Below are 13,577 nucleotides of genomic sequence, written 5' to 3'. Positions count from 1 at the left end.
TCAAGACATATTGAAATACTTAACCTAAAAACGGTTAAACAAAAAAGCGACTTGAATATCAAGTCGCTTTTTAATTAGGTAAAAAATTTTCTAAGATTAGAAATGATATCCCACATTGAGTGTATAAAGGGTTGGATTTACATCACCATTACCCACGGTAGTACCATTCACACGTAAATCAGAGTTAACATCGATATAACGCATCTCTGCACCGACACTCCAATTTTTATTGACGTTATATTCCATTCCCAAGGTGGCAGCAAAACCAAAAGAGTTAGTAATATCGAGCTTGTCACCACTTAACAGCTTTTCATTCAAATAATAAGTATAGTTCACACCCAAACCAACGTAAGGATTAAATCGACCTTCAGGGTTAAAGTTATACTGTACGCTTAATGTAGGGGGTAAATAACGTGTTGTTCCTATTTTTTCCCCATTACCATAGATATCATGTTTAGGCGCTGTTCCAACCAGTAAATCTAATGCTACATGTGGTGTCAGAAAATATAAATTTGAAACGGTGCCTGCATAGCTATTCGAAATGTGCGTTCGAGTGCCGTCATAAAGATCGCCAGGATTGTCTTTAGGTTCAATCTTTGTTACACCCAAACGGACCTTAACTCGATCCATATCCAAACCGGCGAACGCCAAGTTTGAACAGCACAAACCAACAACCATCAGCGCAATTTTTTGCATGTTTTTCTCCATGAATACAATCTGTTATTACAACGAATATGTCCTTATCCGTTGTTGGATTCATTCAAAAAACATGCCATATTTAAAAACAATTATTTATCAATATGTTAAACTAAAAGGCATTCTAATTTAAAGTAAAAAAGTTCATCAAATCATTAAGTTATAAGAGTGAAACTCATGTTTTGATGAAATTTTCCTCTGGATAAATAGCCTGCTTTTTTAATTAAAGAGCTTAGATCTTTTGATCTAAATTTAGCTGTAATAATGCCAAATCACGCCACTGACCAAACTTTTGTCCAACTTGTGGCATAAGACCTGTTTGCACAAAGCCTAATGCCTCATGTAAACGAATAGAGGCATGGTTTTCAGCATCGATTGCAGCAACCATAATGTGTAACCGTTGTGCTTTAGCGGTATCAATTAACGCCTGCATAAGTTTTTTACCTAGACCTTGGCGTGCATAAGATGGGTCAACAAACACAGAATGCTCAACTGTATGCTTATAACCACTGATTTCTCTAAACGTATCATAATCAGCATAACCTGCAATCTGATCACTTCCCACTAACTGCGCAACAATCAATGGAAACTGTTGCTGTTGGAGCCGAGCAAACCATTGTTGCATTTGCTCCAAGCTACGTGGCTCATCACGCCAATTTGCCGTACCATGCAAAATCTCTTGATTAAAGATTGCCATGATTTGTTCTAAATCATCGGCTATAGCTGGTCTTAACTTAAATTGCATTGGGTCAGCTCCATAAAAAAATGCCAAGTAAGATTAGACTTACTTGGCATTCAGATTAAATGATTCTTTTCACCTTAGAAATGATATTTAACCAAAGCACTGACATTATTTTCATCTTGGCCTTTAATACCAAATTTATTATTCCAAATCGAATACTCTACACCTAAATATAAACGAGTATCAGGAGAAATATGTTTGCCTACATTCCACTTATATTGTGTTGTCCAATTCAATTCACTGGCATGATCTTTTTCCGCAGTTGACCAGTCAAGGAAACCATCAATTAAGAAATCTTCATTTGCAGCTTTCAATGGCAATGCATATGTCCAAGTAAGCTGGTAATCATTTGCTTGTTTATCATTATCGGCATGGTAAAAGTTTAGTGTAAAGTAATTAAAATACGGTACATCTATGTCAAAACCAACACCATAGAGAAAGTTATCAAAACTGTTTTCACCATCACTATTACTTTCCCAAGTTGTAGCTACGAGTACGTCTTTAATTGGACCCACACTCAACTTCTTCCCAGAAACTTCTCCTAAACTTAAACGTGGGGACAATTCAAAGTAGGTAGAACTATGGTGGTCACCACCACGTAAATGATCCGCAAAAAAGAATACATCTGCATATTTCACTTTAGCAGCATATTCAAATGTAATCGTGGTTTGTTGTTTATCTACAACAGCATAATTTTCACCATATAAGCCAGTGATACTGAAATCTTGCCATACTGGTGCAGCCTGTGTAGTTGTTGCTAACGTTGCCAATAAACATAGCGCCGAAAATTGTGTCATTTTCATTTTAAATAGTCCCCCAGAAGTTGGCGCTAAGAATACAGAATCTTTAGCAAAAAAAAAGACAATAATGACAAATGACATTACAGATAAAAATCAAATGACCTCGTTTAAATCAAAAAATTTCATCGCTCAATATCTAAGTGAGGCTAATTTTGCATAAAAATTGCACATTACTTGCACAAAAATGTGCATAATTTGATTTTCTTTTAAAAATTTACTTGCATATTTTTGCTGTTCAGCCGATATTGAAATAGTACACAGAGATCAAGTTAAGTATGTTGATTTTATCTCTTACCGTGCATACAAACTATTGATTATCTTTTTGTTTTGTATGAGCTAATGGTCGTCATATACATGTTATGTGCCGGTGTTTTTTGCCCTCTTTGACTATATAAGAATGTGAGGATGAACGTTTATGAACATTGAGATCCGTACAGATAAAAATATCCAAAACAGCGAACGATTAATTACGTATATACGTGAAGAGTTGAATCAAGAGTTTCAACGTCATAGTGAACGTATCACCCAGTTTTCAGTACATATGAGTGATGAAAATGGAGACAAAGGTGGCGAAGATGATATTCGTTGTATGATTGAAGCAAAAGCTGCGGGGCTCAAACCAGTAGTTGTTACCCATAAAGCACATAATATTGATACCGCATTACATGGCGCAATTGATCGTGTAAAACGTGGCTTAAAACATGCATTTGAAAAAAATGAAAATCCTCGTGGTGGACAACTTGAAGTTGCCGATGAAATTTAATTGTTTTCATTGAATCACGAAATTAAGAAAGAACGCAGCTTAACGGCTGCGTTCTTTGTTATAACAATAATATGGTATCACCTTGCTTAAATACTCATCTGATAAGAATAATCATGAGTCCTCAATATAAAATGCAAAAACTTTAAATAATTCGGCATAATAACCGTTCAAATTGGAGAGGGTGGCTGCAATGTTAACAGCACAACAACAAGTCTTTTTACAAGCAATTGAAGATTTAGAGCTGCAACAGGTCAAACACCTGCTTGCTGAGGGCTTAGACCCCAATTTTATTGATTTTGAAAAAGGACCTGCTGTTTCTGTATGGTCTGACGGTTTATTTAAATGGTGGGAAGATGTTTGTGAAGCTTATGAAGCAGGGCAAGCACTTAATGAAAAAGAGAAACAAAAACGTCTACAGGTTCATCTCGATATTCTGGAAGAATTGATTGCAGCAAAGGCTAATTTTCATCTTTGGGATGCAGAGGAAAGTTATGGCCCGCTTTGGGATGCAGCGAGTGCAGCATGTGTACCAGCAGTGCAGCGTTTACTTGACTTACAAGTAGATCCAAACAGTAAAGATGAAGAAGGAAATACCATTTTAAGTTCTATTAGTGAACTTTTCTTCGATTGTGATTTTGACCAAATTGATTGGAATCAAGCACTAGAAGAAGAAAAACAGACACTAGAATTGCTACGTAGCCATGGTGCCAAGACCAGCAAAGAACTGAGTTAATTTAGAGTAATTAATATGAATATATTGCAAAAAAATCTACTAATCTTGGGATTATTATGTAGCGGACAAAGTTTTGCTGCTGAGTTTTCGTTTGACCGTCCTGGCACTGGTTTTGGTACAGGCATTACACCTGTGGGTAAACTCGCATGGGAACAAAGCCTACCCACTGCAAACTATACTGAGAACAAAATTGATGGTGCAAAACAACGTACGGTCACCTTAAATAGTGATATGTTGCTACGTACTGGTCTAAATGAAAGTACAGAATTACGTTTAGGTTGGCAAGGCCCGCATTGGCGCAAATCATCGTATAGAGGGCAACATCAAGAGGACTCAGGTTCTGGCGACATGAGTGTAGGAATCAAAAAAGCGATTGACCTACAAGATGATAAACTTTCTATGGCGCTTTTAGCTGAAGTCCAATTCGCAACAGGCAACGATGAGTTTACTGAGCATGATGATCAATACACTGTTGGTTCATCATTAAATTATCAATACGATGATAATATCACTACAAGTATTAGCATGCTTTATGCGGTGCAACATGGTGATTGGTCTGTAACGGCTGTTCCAACAATTGGCTATAAACTCACCAACAAACTCAGTGGATATTCTGAATTTGTTTATCGTAAAAAAGAAAGTGTTAAATACGATTATCGCCTTGCTTCTGGTCTCATTTATAACATTACTGACCGCGCGCAAGTTGATGCAAGTGTTGGTGTTGACTTAGGCAGTACTGATCGTAATAACTATTCTGCTGGTCTGGGTTTTGCGTATTTATTTTAATATTTGATAACACCTGATCTTTTACTATTTAAAAAATAAGATCAGGTGTAATAAACCAAAACAAGACTGAAATAACATTAATCTCGATCAAGTTGATGAGCAAAATAGGCTAAATCTGCCAAAGCAATTCGGGCTTCTTCAAACCAAGTGGAAAACATTTGGAAGTTATGCCACATTCCCGTATATAACTTAAAATCAACGTCCACACCTGCTTCACGTGCTTTATCACGAAAACGCTGTGCATCATCTAACAATATTTCTTTAGAGCCTACTTGTACTAAAACAGGAGGTAAACCCGCTAAATCTTCAGCATATAATGGAGAGTATTCTGGTGCAGCAGGATCAGCATGTTGTGGTACATAATAGCCCACACCTGTTTCTAATGCTTGCAATGATAATAATGCATCATGTTGCTGATTATAACGTAGCGATTCACTACTCAAACTTAAATCTAAAAACGGCGACAACAGCATTAAACCACTAGGTAGATATTTGGAATCAATCCGTTTTAGTTTAAGTAATAATGCCAATGCCAAATTTGCACCACAAGAATCACCAGAAACAATAATATCTTTAGCCTGTATACCTTGCTCAAGTAACTGACAATAAACTGAATAAATACTATCTAACGCAGCAGGAAAGGGATGCTCTGGAGCCAAAGGATAATCTAAATGTAAAATTTGCATTTGTGTACGTACTGCAATATTAGACATAAAGGCACGATGTGTATTGGTAGAACCCAAAAAAAATGCACCACCATGAATGTGAAATATCAATTGTGTGTTATGGGCTTGTGGGCGAATCTCCTCAACATGAACATTGGCAATTTTTAACTGACGAATATCTATATGCTCGGCAATTGGAAAAATTTTACTCATCTGTTCAAGCGAAAATCGCAATAATTGTGGTGATAAATTTTTTTGACTTGGCCAGCGAATACACCCTTTTAAAGTCATTTCTGTTAAATATTGTTTGAGTGCTGAATTTATCTTCATATTTCATTCGGTCCAAGATACACTTTGTAGAGTGTAAAAAAAAAGAGACATCTAAAGCTGTTTTATTTGGATGTATTTTAAACTAATTAGTCACTCTGAATAATTGCTAATTTAGTCTGAGTTTTTGATACTATATTTTTCGATAAATGACTAGGGAAATCAAAAAATGAAAAAAATTGTACTTGCATTAGGTTTATTCTCCGCAGCTATATTAAGCCATGCAGCAGACCCTTTAAACGGTACACTTTGGAAAACTATCGATGATGAAACCAAACAACCTAAAGCTTTGGTAAAATTTACTGAGCAAAAAAATGGTACGCTCACTGCGACTATCCAAACTATTCTAGTTGCAAGTGAAGCAAATGCATGTACTCAATGTGAAGGACCATACAAAAACAAATCACTTAAAGGCGTTACCATTGTACAAAACCTAAAAAATGTTGGTGGCAATAGCTATGACAACGGCACAATTATGGACCCTAAAAATGGTAAATCATATAAACTAAAAGGCGAACTAGCAGGTAATAAACTTAACCTTCGTGGTTATATTGGTATCTCTGCTTTAGGCCGTAACCAAACTTGGATTCGTGCAAACTAATTTTTTTATTTATATATAAAAGCAGCTTTATTTAAAGCTGCTTTTTGATTCTTACAGTACAATATTAAGTCTAACCTCGCCGCCCAGCTACAAAACCAATAATAGCCAAGATAACAGCCACGATCAGTAATATGACGGCAAAATCCTTTGACATTTGAGCAACACCAGAAAAACCAAGCAGACTCGCAATTAATGCCAGTACTGCAAATATAATTGACCACTTCAACATATTCGTACTCCATGATTCTTTATTATGCAAATTAGTATATAAAATAAGCAGAATATTGCTCTATGGTTTTATGTAAAAAATATGTAAAGCAAAAAAAGGGGAGGCATATTATTCGAAAAAATTTAACCAGCTAAACCAAAGCCGAATATTCACAATTGAAATGACCGAAGCTAACACTATATGTAGGCTTGACTGTTATACTACAGCGCATTGTTGTTTTCACTTGATTCAAAGCATATGAGCCATACCTTACGTCCACAATTTTGGAAAAACTATACACTAGACCAGATGAACCCTGCTGAATGGGAAGCTTTATGCGATGGGTGTGGTTTATGTTGTTTGATCAAACTAGAAGACCCTGATACTTTAGAAATTGCCTATACCAAAGTGTCATGTAAATTACTTGATTGTACTACGGCACAATGCAGCAATTACCTAGATCGAGCCAAGCATGTACCTGATTGCATTCAGCTCACTCCTGAACGCCTACAAGGTATTACGTGGTTACCTAGTAGCTGTGCCTATAGACGTCTAAATGAGGGTAAAAATTTACCTTCATGGCACTATCTCAACACTGGTTCCAAACAAAGTGTTATTCGGGCTAAAAAATCTGTTGCAGGCCGATGTATCTCAGAACAACATATTAACGAAGAACAAATTGATGAATATATCGTACGCTGGGTACGTTAGTTCAATCTCAAACATGTGATCAAGAAATAATAGTTGCTCGTCTAATATTGAAATACGCTACTATAAGTCCTAAAACCAAGTAAATGTCATAATGAATAATGCCTATGTCTGAAACCACTCCTTTACCAGAACGCATCCGTCCTCGTGACTTAAGTGAAATCATTGGACAAGAGCATCTTTTAGGTGAGCATGCTCCACTACGTCAAATGATTGATCAAGGGCATTTGCCTTCGATCATTTTTTGGGGGCCTCCTGGTGTAGGTAAAACGACCATTGCCCTATTACTCGCACAAGCAGTAGATCGCCCTTTTTTAAGCTTATCTGCTCTAAATACAGGAGTTAAAGAGCTTAGAGAAATTATTGCTGAGAGTGGTGATCTCATTGTTCCTGTTGTATTTATTGACGAGATTCATCGCTTTAATAAATCTCAACAAGATGCATTATTGAGTGCAGTTGAAAAAGGTAAAATCACTTTAGTTGGAGCGACTACAGAAAATCCGTCCTTTGAAGTCAATAGTGCATTATTATCACGTTGCCAGGTCTACACCTTAAATGCACTTGATCAACAAGCGATTCAAGATTTATTACAACGTGCCTTAACCCAAGATCACTTTTTAATGCAGCGTCATATTCAAATTGATGAATATGAAGCATTAATCCAGTTCTCTGCGGGGGATGCGCGTAAGGCTCTCAATTTACTTGATCTCATTGCGAGTACCTTTGCAGAAGATAGCGAGAATGTCATTAATAATGCTGTGGTTGTCAAAGTTGCCCAGCAAAATATTGCTCGTTATGACAAATCTGGTGAACAGCACTATGACTTAGTTTCAGCCTTTATTAAATCAATTCGTGGTAGTGATCCAGATGCAACATTGTATTGGATGGCACGTATGCTTAAAGGTGGGGAAGATCCTGTTTTTATTGCTAGACGAATGCTTATTGCTGCATCAGAAGATATAGGTAACTCAAATCCGAATGCTTTACTTTTGGCAGGGGAATGTTTTCGTTCAGTACAAGCGGTTGGTATGCCTGAAGCACGCATTATTTTAGGTCAAACTGCAGTTTACTTAGCAACCAGTGCAAAAAGTAATAGTACCTATTTGGCAATTAATCAAGCCTTAGCACTCGCAGAAAAAACCGCCAATCTTCCTGTACCGTTACATTTGCGCAATGCACCAACTAAGCTTATGAAACAGCAAGGTTATGGCGTTGATTATCTCTATCCACACGACTTTCCAGAGCACTTCGTTCAGCAAGCTTATTTACCACCTGAGCTAAGTGGAACCAAGTTATATCACTCTGCACGAAATAAACGCGAGGTAGAAGGAGAGCGCCTGCAACAAAGACGTTGGCAAGGCGCTCCTGAAAATTAACACAGTAAAAATTAGCCGGTATTGCGTAATCCAGCCGCAATACCTGCGATACTCACCATTAAAGCATGATCAACAGGCGTATTTTCAGCTTGTTGAATCGCGAGATACTCACGACGTCGCTTCATCAGTTCTGCTTGCAGTAAATGCAGTGGTAGCAAATAAGGTTTACGAACTTTCATCGCCTGATCTAATACATCATTACTGCTGAGTAACTTAGATTCGCCTTTAACTGCAAGTAAGGTATTCACAGCATCTTGTAAGCGCTGACGTAACTCCACACCTAAGGCTTTCAAATCTTCATCATCAGTCAGATGTGCCTCATAGTACAGTGCAATATGACGATCTGACTTAGATAAGACCATCTCCAACATATCAATCAGGGTTTGGAAATACGGCCACTCTGCTAACATCTCATCTAAAGCAGACTTTTCGCCTTGCTGCATCACCTGATTCAAAGCTGCACCTGTGCCAAGCCATGCAGGTAACATTAAGCGTATCTGTGTCCAAGCAAACACCCATGGGATTGCACGTAACGATTCAATTCCACCACTCACTTTACGTTTGGCAGGTCGAGAACCGAGAGGAAGCATTTGGAGTTCAAGCTCTGGAGTTACTGTACGCAAATACTGCACAAAATGTGGATTCTCACGAACAGTACTACGATAAACCTGTACAGAATACTCAGTCATACGATCCATCAAATCACGCCAAGCCTGTTTAGGCTCAGGAGGAGGCAACAATGTTGCTTCCAATGTTGCAGCTGCGTAGATTTCAAGGTTTTGCTGAGCGATTTGCTGTAGACCAAACTTAAATCGAATCATTTCACCTTGTTCAGTGACACGAATCGAGCCTGAAATTGAACCTGGCGGTTGAGAGAATAAAGCTTGTTGTGTCGGTGCACCACCACGGCTAATTGAACCACCACGGCCATGGAATAATGTCAATTGAATTCCATGTTGTTGAGCAATTGTGGTTAACTGTTCTTGAGCACGATATTGCGCCCAGTTAGCTGACATAAAGCCCGCATCTTTAGCAGAGTCAGAATAACCAATCATGACCTCATGCTTACCTCGAATATGTTGCTTATACCAATGCATATTGAGCAAAGTTTGCATAGTATCAGCAGCACTATCTAAGTCTTTAAGTGTTTCAAATAAAGGAACTACTCGCAGTGGGTGTTGGATTCCTGCCTCTTTTTGCAACAGTAAAACTGACAATACATCACTTGGATATTCAGCCATCGAAATAATATATGCGCCTAATGCAGATTGAGGCTGTTTAGCTAAAGTCTGCATTGTGGCAAATACTTCTTGTACATCAGGATGTTCAATTAAGCTTTGCGCTGATTCTTTCAGGTGCTTAGGCAATAAGGGACGTTTGCTTTGTAGTTCTTGTACTAAGAAATTCTGTTTCGCCGACTCAGTCCAAGTCTCAAAATTACCTAAGCCAAGGTACTCAGTAATTGCAGAAATTGCTTGGCGATGACGGCCAGATTCTTGACGAATATCTAAACGTAATAATTCGATACCAAAACAATTCACACGATAAATAAAATCAAGCAAACGACCATTGGCAATTTCAGCAAGATTACAATCCATCAATGAGCGATAGCATAACAATAGCGGTTCCAATAGCTCATTTTTATGGTGGATCACTTGACTTGGATCGAGGTCAGAAAATTTACCTTGGAGTTGATGTGCCAACCAGTCACAAGTCAAACGTAAGCGTTGACGTGTTGCGCGTAGATACTCTCGATAAGGTTCGGGATGATCATAGCCTAGCGCTGTCTTAAGCTCATCCGAACAGCTTTGTACAGAGAGTTCCCAACGTAGATCTTCAATATCTCGTAAGTATAAATCAGCAGCTTTCCAACGTGACAACCATAATACCTCTTGTGTCACTTGATGCGTCACATTAGGGTTACCATCACGATCTCCTCCCATCCAAGAAGCAAAACGAATAGGAGCGATTTCAAGCGGTAAAGTTTGTTCACAATACTGTTGAGTCAATTCATCTAAACCACGAATAAACTGTGGAACAGCATGCCATAGGCTTTGTTCAATGGTTGTAAAACCCCATTTCGCCTCATCAATGGGTGTTGGACGATGTTGACGAATTTCATCTGTCTGCCATGCAGAACTGATCAACTGCTTAAGTTCATCCAGCACTCTTTTTCTTTGTTTAGGTGTAAGTTTTTGCTGATCAAAAGTTGATAAACAGTCATTAATGCCATCATATTTTTGAATAAGAGTACGACGGCTAACTTCTGTTGGATGTGCAGTTAATACCAATTCAATATTAAGCTGACAAATTTGTTGATATAGCTCATCACTTGAGATTTCTTTCTGTTTAAATTTTTCAAAAAGTGGTTCAAGTGCATTTGGTGACAACATTGACTCATCAGACTCTGCTTGACGACGAGTACGTACCACATGATATTGCTCTGCAATATTGGCAAAATTTAGAAAGTGAGAAAACGCTCGGGTCAAAGGTAGGATCTCATGATCTTCTAAACTGAGGAAGAGCTGTTCTAACTGCTTTTCTGCTTCAATATTTCCATCACGAGCACCTTTGGCTAACGCGCGAATTTGTTCAATTTGGTTAAACAAATCTTGTCCAGCATGTTCTTTTAATGTTTCACCTAAAAGATTGCCCAATAACCGTACATCATCACGTAACGGTGCATCAATTTGTTGAACCATATCTTATCTCCTTTCTTTTGTTGTCTAGCGCTAAAACATGACATTCCTAGTTATGCCACACAAAAGTGTGACTGTTTACATTTAATCCCCGTTTTTTTCACTTATTTGATGATTTTTAGAACATTTAACACTCTAGCTTTTTAAGTGAACATTTCAAGAGGAATATTTGACGGGTTTTTAAATAAGTTAAATTTTTTATGATATTCTAAGCACATCTCAATCAAATCCTAACTCCACTCCTAGTAAGTACAGTTAGAAATAGTAATGCCCTTCAACTACAAGCCAAATTTATAAAAAATACCAGAAAAACCCTCAACCCTAAGATTTTTCATTTGCTCATTCAATACATGACTTTTAATCGTGCTGAGGTACATCAACCTCACAAGATTTAGATAAAACAATGGACATAACTAAATGATTAATGAAAATGACTTTGCATGCCGCAAAACATACACCTTACTTAATTAAATAATGCAAATTATTCTGTGTTTTCTGCTCTCATTGGCATATGACGAATCGCTAGCCTGCTATTTATCAGAAAATCTTGTACTTATCATGACAAAATTTAAACAAACTTGCAGCGATTACCACTAAAATAATGCACAATAGTCGTGAGTCTAACTTAACTTAAATGTTGTTTTACTCTCTTTTAACCATTGTTATGTGAATTCTTTTGTAAAAGTTATGAAACACAAGACTGACACATATGTTTTTTTTATGAAAAAGTCGTGCTAAATATTGAAATTTTCAATAATATAGCGCTGGCTATTCAACTGATAATAACATTTGAAATATCATTGCGGCTTTGTAACCACCTGCAATGTATAGAGGTAAAAAAATACCCATGGGGCAAGATAGTTTAGAACAACATCGTCGTTATATGACCTTGGCTTATGTTTTCCTTTTTCTTGCATTGTTCACCATTGTAAGTGTTGTAATATCCTATTTTTTTGCACGTCAAGTTGCTAAAGTTGACCATGCAGAAGTCTGGATTCAAGCACATGCTTTTTGGGTGATGCGCAATGCTGTATTGTATTCAGTGTTTGCAATATTTGCCGCACTTTGGTTTATTCCATTGGCATTTTTTCCTTGGGATAGTTTCCTTTGGGTAAAAGCCTGTACGGTACTGGGTGTCATTTTTAGTTCTATTGCTTGGCTATATTTATTAAATGCATGGTTTAAAGGTTTTAACCGCTATATAAACAAGAAAGCGGTATTTTGACTTTTTTTAGTTCACCTCGCTTGTAAAACGATAGTTCGACCCCCACCTAAGTTCGCAGTAAATTAAAATCAAATTCTGTGGAGCACCGCCAATTATGGCTAAACGTGATTATTATGAGGTTTTGGGCGTATCAAAAACCGCTAGTGATGATGAAATCAAAAAAGCCTACCGTAAGTTGGCAATGAAGTATCACCCAGACCGCAATCCAGACAACGCCGAAGCTGAAGAAAAATTTAAAGAAGCCGCTTCAGCATATGAAGTTTTGTCTGACGCTGAAAAACGCAGTATGTATGACCGTATGGGGCATAGTGCTTTTGAAAATGGTGGTGCTGGTGGCTTTGGTGGTCACGGCGGTGGTTTTAGTGCGGAAGATATCTTTAGCCAATTTGGCGATATTTTCGGTGGTGCTTTTGGTGGCGGTGGTGGCCGTGGCCAACAACGTCAACAACGCGGTTCTGACTTACGTTATGTTATGGAACTCAGCCTCGAAGAGGCGGTCAAAGGCGTGAAGAAAACAATTAGCTTCACGGCTCCAGCACCATGCGATAGCTGTGATGGTAAAGGTTCAAAAAATCCAAACGATGTTGAAACATGTAAAACTTGTCATGGTGCAGGCCAAGTGCGTATGCAACAAGGCTTCTTCTCTGTACAACAAACATGTAGTACCTGTCGTGGACAAGGTAAAATCATTAAAAATCCATGTAACAAATGTCATGGTTCAGGTGTTTCTGATCGTCAACAAACACTTGAGGTTACCATCCCTGCAGGTGTAGACAATGGTGATCGCGTTCGTTTGACTGGTAAAGGGGAAGCCATCCGTGACGGTCAAGCAGGGGATCTCTATGTTGAGGTTGTAGTACGTGAACACGAGATATTCCAACGTGATGGTGCAGACCTCTATATGGATGTACCTGTAAGTTTTGCAGATGCAGCTTTAGGTAAAGAAATTGAAATTCCAACCCTTGATGGTCGTGTTAGCCTGAAAATTCCAGAAGGTACACAAACCAGCAAAATGTTCCGCTTACGTGGTAAAGGTGTAAAACCTGTACGCTCAAGTATGCAAGGTGACTTACTCTGTCGTATTGTAGTTGAAACACCTGTGAACTTAACTTCACGTCAACGTGAGTTACTCAAAGAGTTGCAAGAAACTTTAGATGGTGATGAGCAGAAATCATCTCCAAAGAAGAAATCATTCTTTGATCGCTTGTTTGATTAAACACTCAAGTAATATCACATACAAAATACAAG

The 13,577-nt window shown here is 37.9% G+C and carries 14 protein-coding genes; 8 read left to right on the top strand and 6 right to left on the bottom strand.

Translation table 11 applies throughout. The annotated features are described in order from the left end of the window. Positions 1 to 96: 96 nt before the first annotated feature. From RFH42_RS05950 to RFH42_RS05940, 3 genes are all read right to left on the bottom strand, one after another. Positions 97 to 696: an OmpW/AlkL family protein gene (locus RFH42_RS05950; protein ID WP_308974679.1), complete on the bottom strand. Its 600-nt coding sequence runs from the start codon at positions 694 to 696 to the stop codon at positions 97 to 99. 232 nt (positions 697 to 928) lie between these two features. Next, on the bottom strand, positions 929 to 1,441 hold the full coding sequence (locus tag RFH42_RS05945; RefSeq protein WP_308974678.1) for a GNAT family N-acetyltransferase: 513 nt from the start codon (positions 1,439 to 1,441) through the stop codon (positions 929 to 931). A 74-nt stretch (positions 1,442 to 1,515) separates the two neighbouring features. Continuing rightward, positions 1,516 to 2,241: an outer membrane protein OmpK gene (locus RFH42_RS05940; RefSeq protein ID WP_308974677.1), complete on the bottom strand. Its 726-nt coding sequence runs from the start codon at positions 2,239 to 2,241 to the stop codon at positions 1,516 to 1,518. A gap of 412 nt (positions 2,242 to 2,653) precedes the next feature. Here RFH42_RS05940 and RFH42_RS05935 point away from each other — a divergent pair, with 412 nt between their 5' ends. The 3 genes from RFH42_RS05935 to RFH42_RS05925 all read left to right on the top strand — a co-directional run bounded on the left by RFH42_RS05935 (position 2,654) and on the right by RFH42_RS05925 (position 4,520). Further along, a complete protein-coding gene (locus tag RFH42_RS05935) occupies positions 2,654 to 3,001 on the top strand; it encodes an HPF/RaiA family ribosome-associated protein (protein WP_308974676.1) in 348 nt (115 codons plus the stop codon). A gap of 190 nt (positions 3,002 to 3,191) precedes the next feature. Further along, positions 3,192 to 3,734, top strand: a complete 543-nt coding sequence (locus tag RFH42_RS05930) for an ankyrin repeat domain-containing protein (RefSeq protein ID WP_308974675.1) — start codon at positions 3,192 to 3,194, stop codon at positions 3,732 to 3,734. A 15-nt stretch (positions 3,735 to 3,749) separates the two neighbouring features. Continuing rightward, positions 3,750 to 4,520, top strand: a complete 771-nt coding sequence (locus RFH42_RS05925) for a transporter (RefSeq protein WP_308974674.1) — start codon at positions 3,750 to 3,752, stop codon at positions 4,518 to 4,520. Positions 4,521 to 4,597: 77 nt separating this feature from the next. Here RFH42_RS05925 and RFH42_RS05920 read toward each other — a convergent pair whose 3' ends face one another. Further along, positions 4,598 to 5,515: an alpha/beta hydrolase gene (locus RFH42_RS05920; protein ID WP_308974673.1), complete on the bottom strand. Its 918-nt coding sequence runs from the start codon at positions 5,513 to 5,515 to the stop codon at positions 4,598 to 4,600. A 166-nt stretch (positions 5,516 to 5,681) separates the two neighbouring features. Between RFH42_RS05920 and RFH42_RS05915 the strand changes: the two genes are divergently transcribed. Further along, the gene (locus RFH42_RS05915) at positions 5,682 to 6,113 is read left to right on the top strand and encodes a DUF2147 domain-containing protein (protein ID WP_308974672.1); all 432 of its coding nucleotides are present in this window, start codon (positions 5,682 to 5,684) and stop codon (positions 6,111 to 6,113) included. A gap of 70 nt (positions 6,114 to 6,183) precedes the next feature. On the opposite strand, the gene RFH42_RS05910 is transcribed toward RFH42_RS05915, so the two are convergent. Beyond that, positions 6,184 to 6,342 (bottom strand): DUF1328 domain-containing protein, encoded by a 159-nt coding sequence (locus tag RFH42_RS05910; RefSeq protein ID WP_308974671.1) that lies wholly within the window; start codon positions 6,340 to 6,342, stop codon positions 6,184 to 6,186. Positions 6,343 to 6,579: 237 nt separating this feature from the next. Between RFH42_RS05910 and RFH42_RS05905 the strand changes: the two genes are divergently transcribed. Both RFH42_RS05905 and RFH42_RS05900 read left to right on the top strand, forming a co-directional pair. Then, entirely contained in the window at positions 6,580 to 7,032 is a 453-nt protein-coding gene (locus RFH42_RS05905) for a YcgN family cysteine cluster protein (RefSeq protein WP_308974670.1), read from the top strand. A 104-nt stretch (positions 7,033 to 7,136) separates the two neighbouring features. Beyond that, positions 7,137 to 8,405: a replication-associated recombination protein A gene (locus RFH42_RS05900; protein WP_308974669.1), complete on the top strand. Its 1,269-nt coding sequence runs from the start codon at positions 7,137 to 7,139 to the stop codon at positions 8,403 to 8,405. An 11-nt stretch (positions 8,406 to 8,416) separates the two neighbouring features. Here RFH42_RS05900 and ppc read toward each other — a convergent pair whose 3' ends face one another. Beyond that, on the bottom strand, positions 8,417 to 11,107 hold the full coding sequence (gene ppc / locus RFH42_RS05895; RefSeq protein WP_308974668.1) for a phosphoenolpyruvate carboxylase: 2,691 nt from the start codon (positions 11,105 to 11,107) through the stop codon (positions 8,417 to 8,419). Between the two features lie 844 nt (positions 11,108 to 11,951). Between ppc and RFH42_RS05890 the strand changes: the two genes are divergently transcribed. Next, the gene (locus tag RFH42_RS05890) at positions 11,952 to 12,329 is read left to right on the top strand and encodes a hypothetical protein (protein WP_308974667.1); all 378 of its coding nucleotides are present in this window, start codon (positions 11,952 to 11,954) and stop codon (positions 12,327 to 12,329) included. A 94-nt stretch (positions 12,330 to 12,423) separates the two neighbouring features. Beyond that, positions 12,424 to 13,545, top strand: a complete 1,122-nt coding sequence (dnaJ, locus tag RFH42_RS05885) for a molecular chaperone DnaJ (RefSeq protein ID WP_308974666.1) — start codon at positions 12,424 to 12,426, stop codon at positions 13,543 to 13,545. Positions 13,546 to 13,577: the final 32 nt, after the last annotated feature.

Source organism: Acinetobacter rudis (assembly GCF_031157835.1).
GTDB lineage: Bacteria > Pseudomonadota > Gammaproteobacteria > Pseudomonadales > Moraxellaceae > Acinetobacter > Acinetobacter rudis_A.
This window is presented reverse-complemented; position numbering and strand designations above follow the sequence as displayed.

Coding starts and splice junctions, on each gene's coding strand:
- RFH42_RS05945 (WP_308974678.1), bottom strand. CDS start 1,441: ATGCAATTTAAGTTAAGACCAGCTATAGCCGATGATTTAGAACAAATC.
- RFH42_RS05905 (WP_308974670.1), top strand. CDS start 6,580: ATGAGCCATACCTTACGTCCACAATTTTGGAAAAACTATACACTAGAC.
- ppc (WP_308974668.1), bottom strand. CDS start 11,107: ATGGTTCAACAAATTGATGCACCGTTACGTGATGATGTACGGTTATTG.
- RFH42_RS05900 (WP_308974669.1), top strand. CDS start 7,137: ATGTCTGAAACCACTCCTTTACCAGAACGCATCCGTCCTCGTGACTTA.
- RFH42_RS05915 (WP_308974672.1), top strand. CDS start 5,682: ATGAAAAAAATTGTACTTGCATTAGGTTTATTCTCCGCAGCTATATTA.
- RFH42_RS05890 (WP_308974667.1), top strand. CDS start 11,952: ATGGGGCAAGATAGTTTAGAACAACATCGTCGTTATATGACCTTGGCT.
- RFH42_RS05910 (WP_308974671.1), bottom strand. CDS start 6,342: ATGTTGAAGTGGTCAATTATATTTGCAGTACTGGCATTAATTGCGAGT.
- RFH42_RS05930 (WP_308974675.1), top strand. CDS start 3,192: ATGTTAACAGCACAACAACAAGTCTTTTTACAAGCAATTGAAGATTTA.
- dnaJ (WP_308974666.1), top strand. CDS start 12,424: ATGGCTAAACGTGATTATTATGAGGTTTTGGGCGTATCAAAAACCGCT.
- RFH42_RS05950 (WP_308974679.1), bottom strand. CDS start 696: ATGCAAAAAATTGCGCTGATGGTTGTTGGTTTGTGCTGTTCAAACTTG.
- RFH42_RS05925 (WP_308974674.1), top strand. CDS start 3,750: ATGAATATATTGCAAAAAAATCTACTAATCTTGGGATTATTATGTAGC.
- RFH42_RS05940 (WP_308974677.1), bottom strand. CDS start 2,241: ATGAAAATGACACAATTTTCGGCGCTATGTTTATTGGCAACGTTAGCA.
- RFH42_RS05935 (WP_308974676.1), top strand. CDS start 2,654: ATGAACATTGAGATCCGTACAGATAAAAATATCCAAAACAGCGAACGA.
- RFH42_RS05920 (WP_308974673.1), bottom strand. CDS start 5,515: ATGAAGATAAATTCAGCACTCAAACAATATTTAACAGAAATGACTTTA.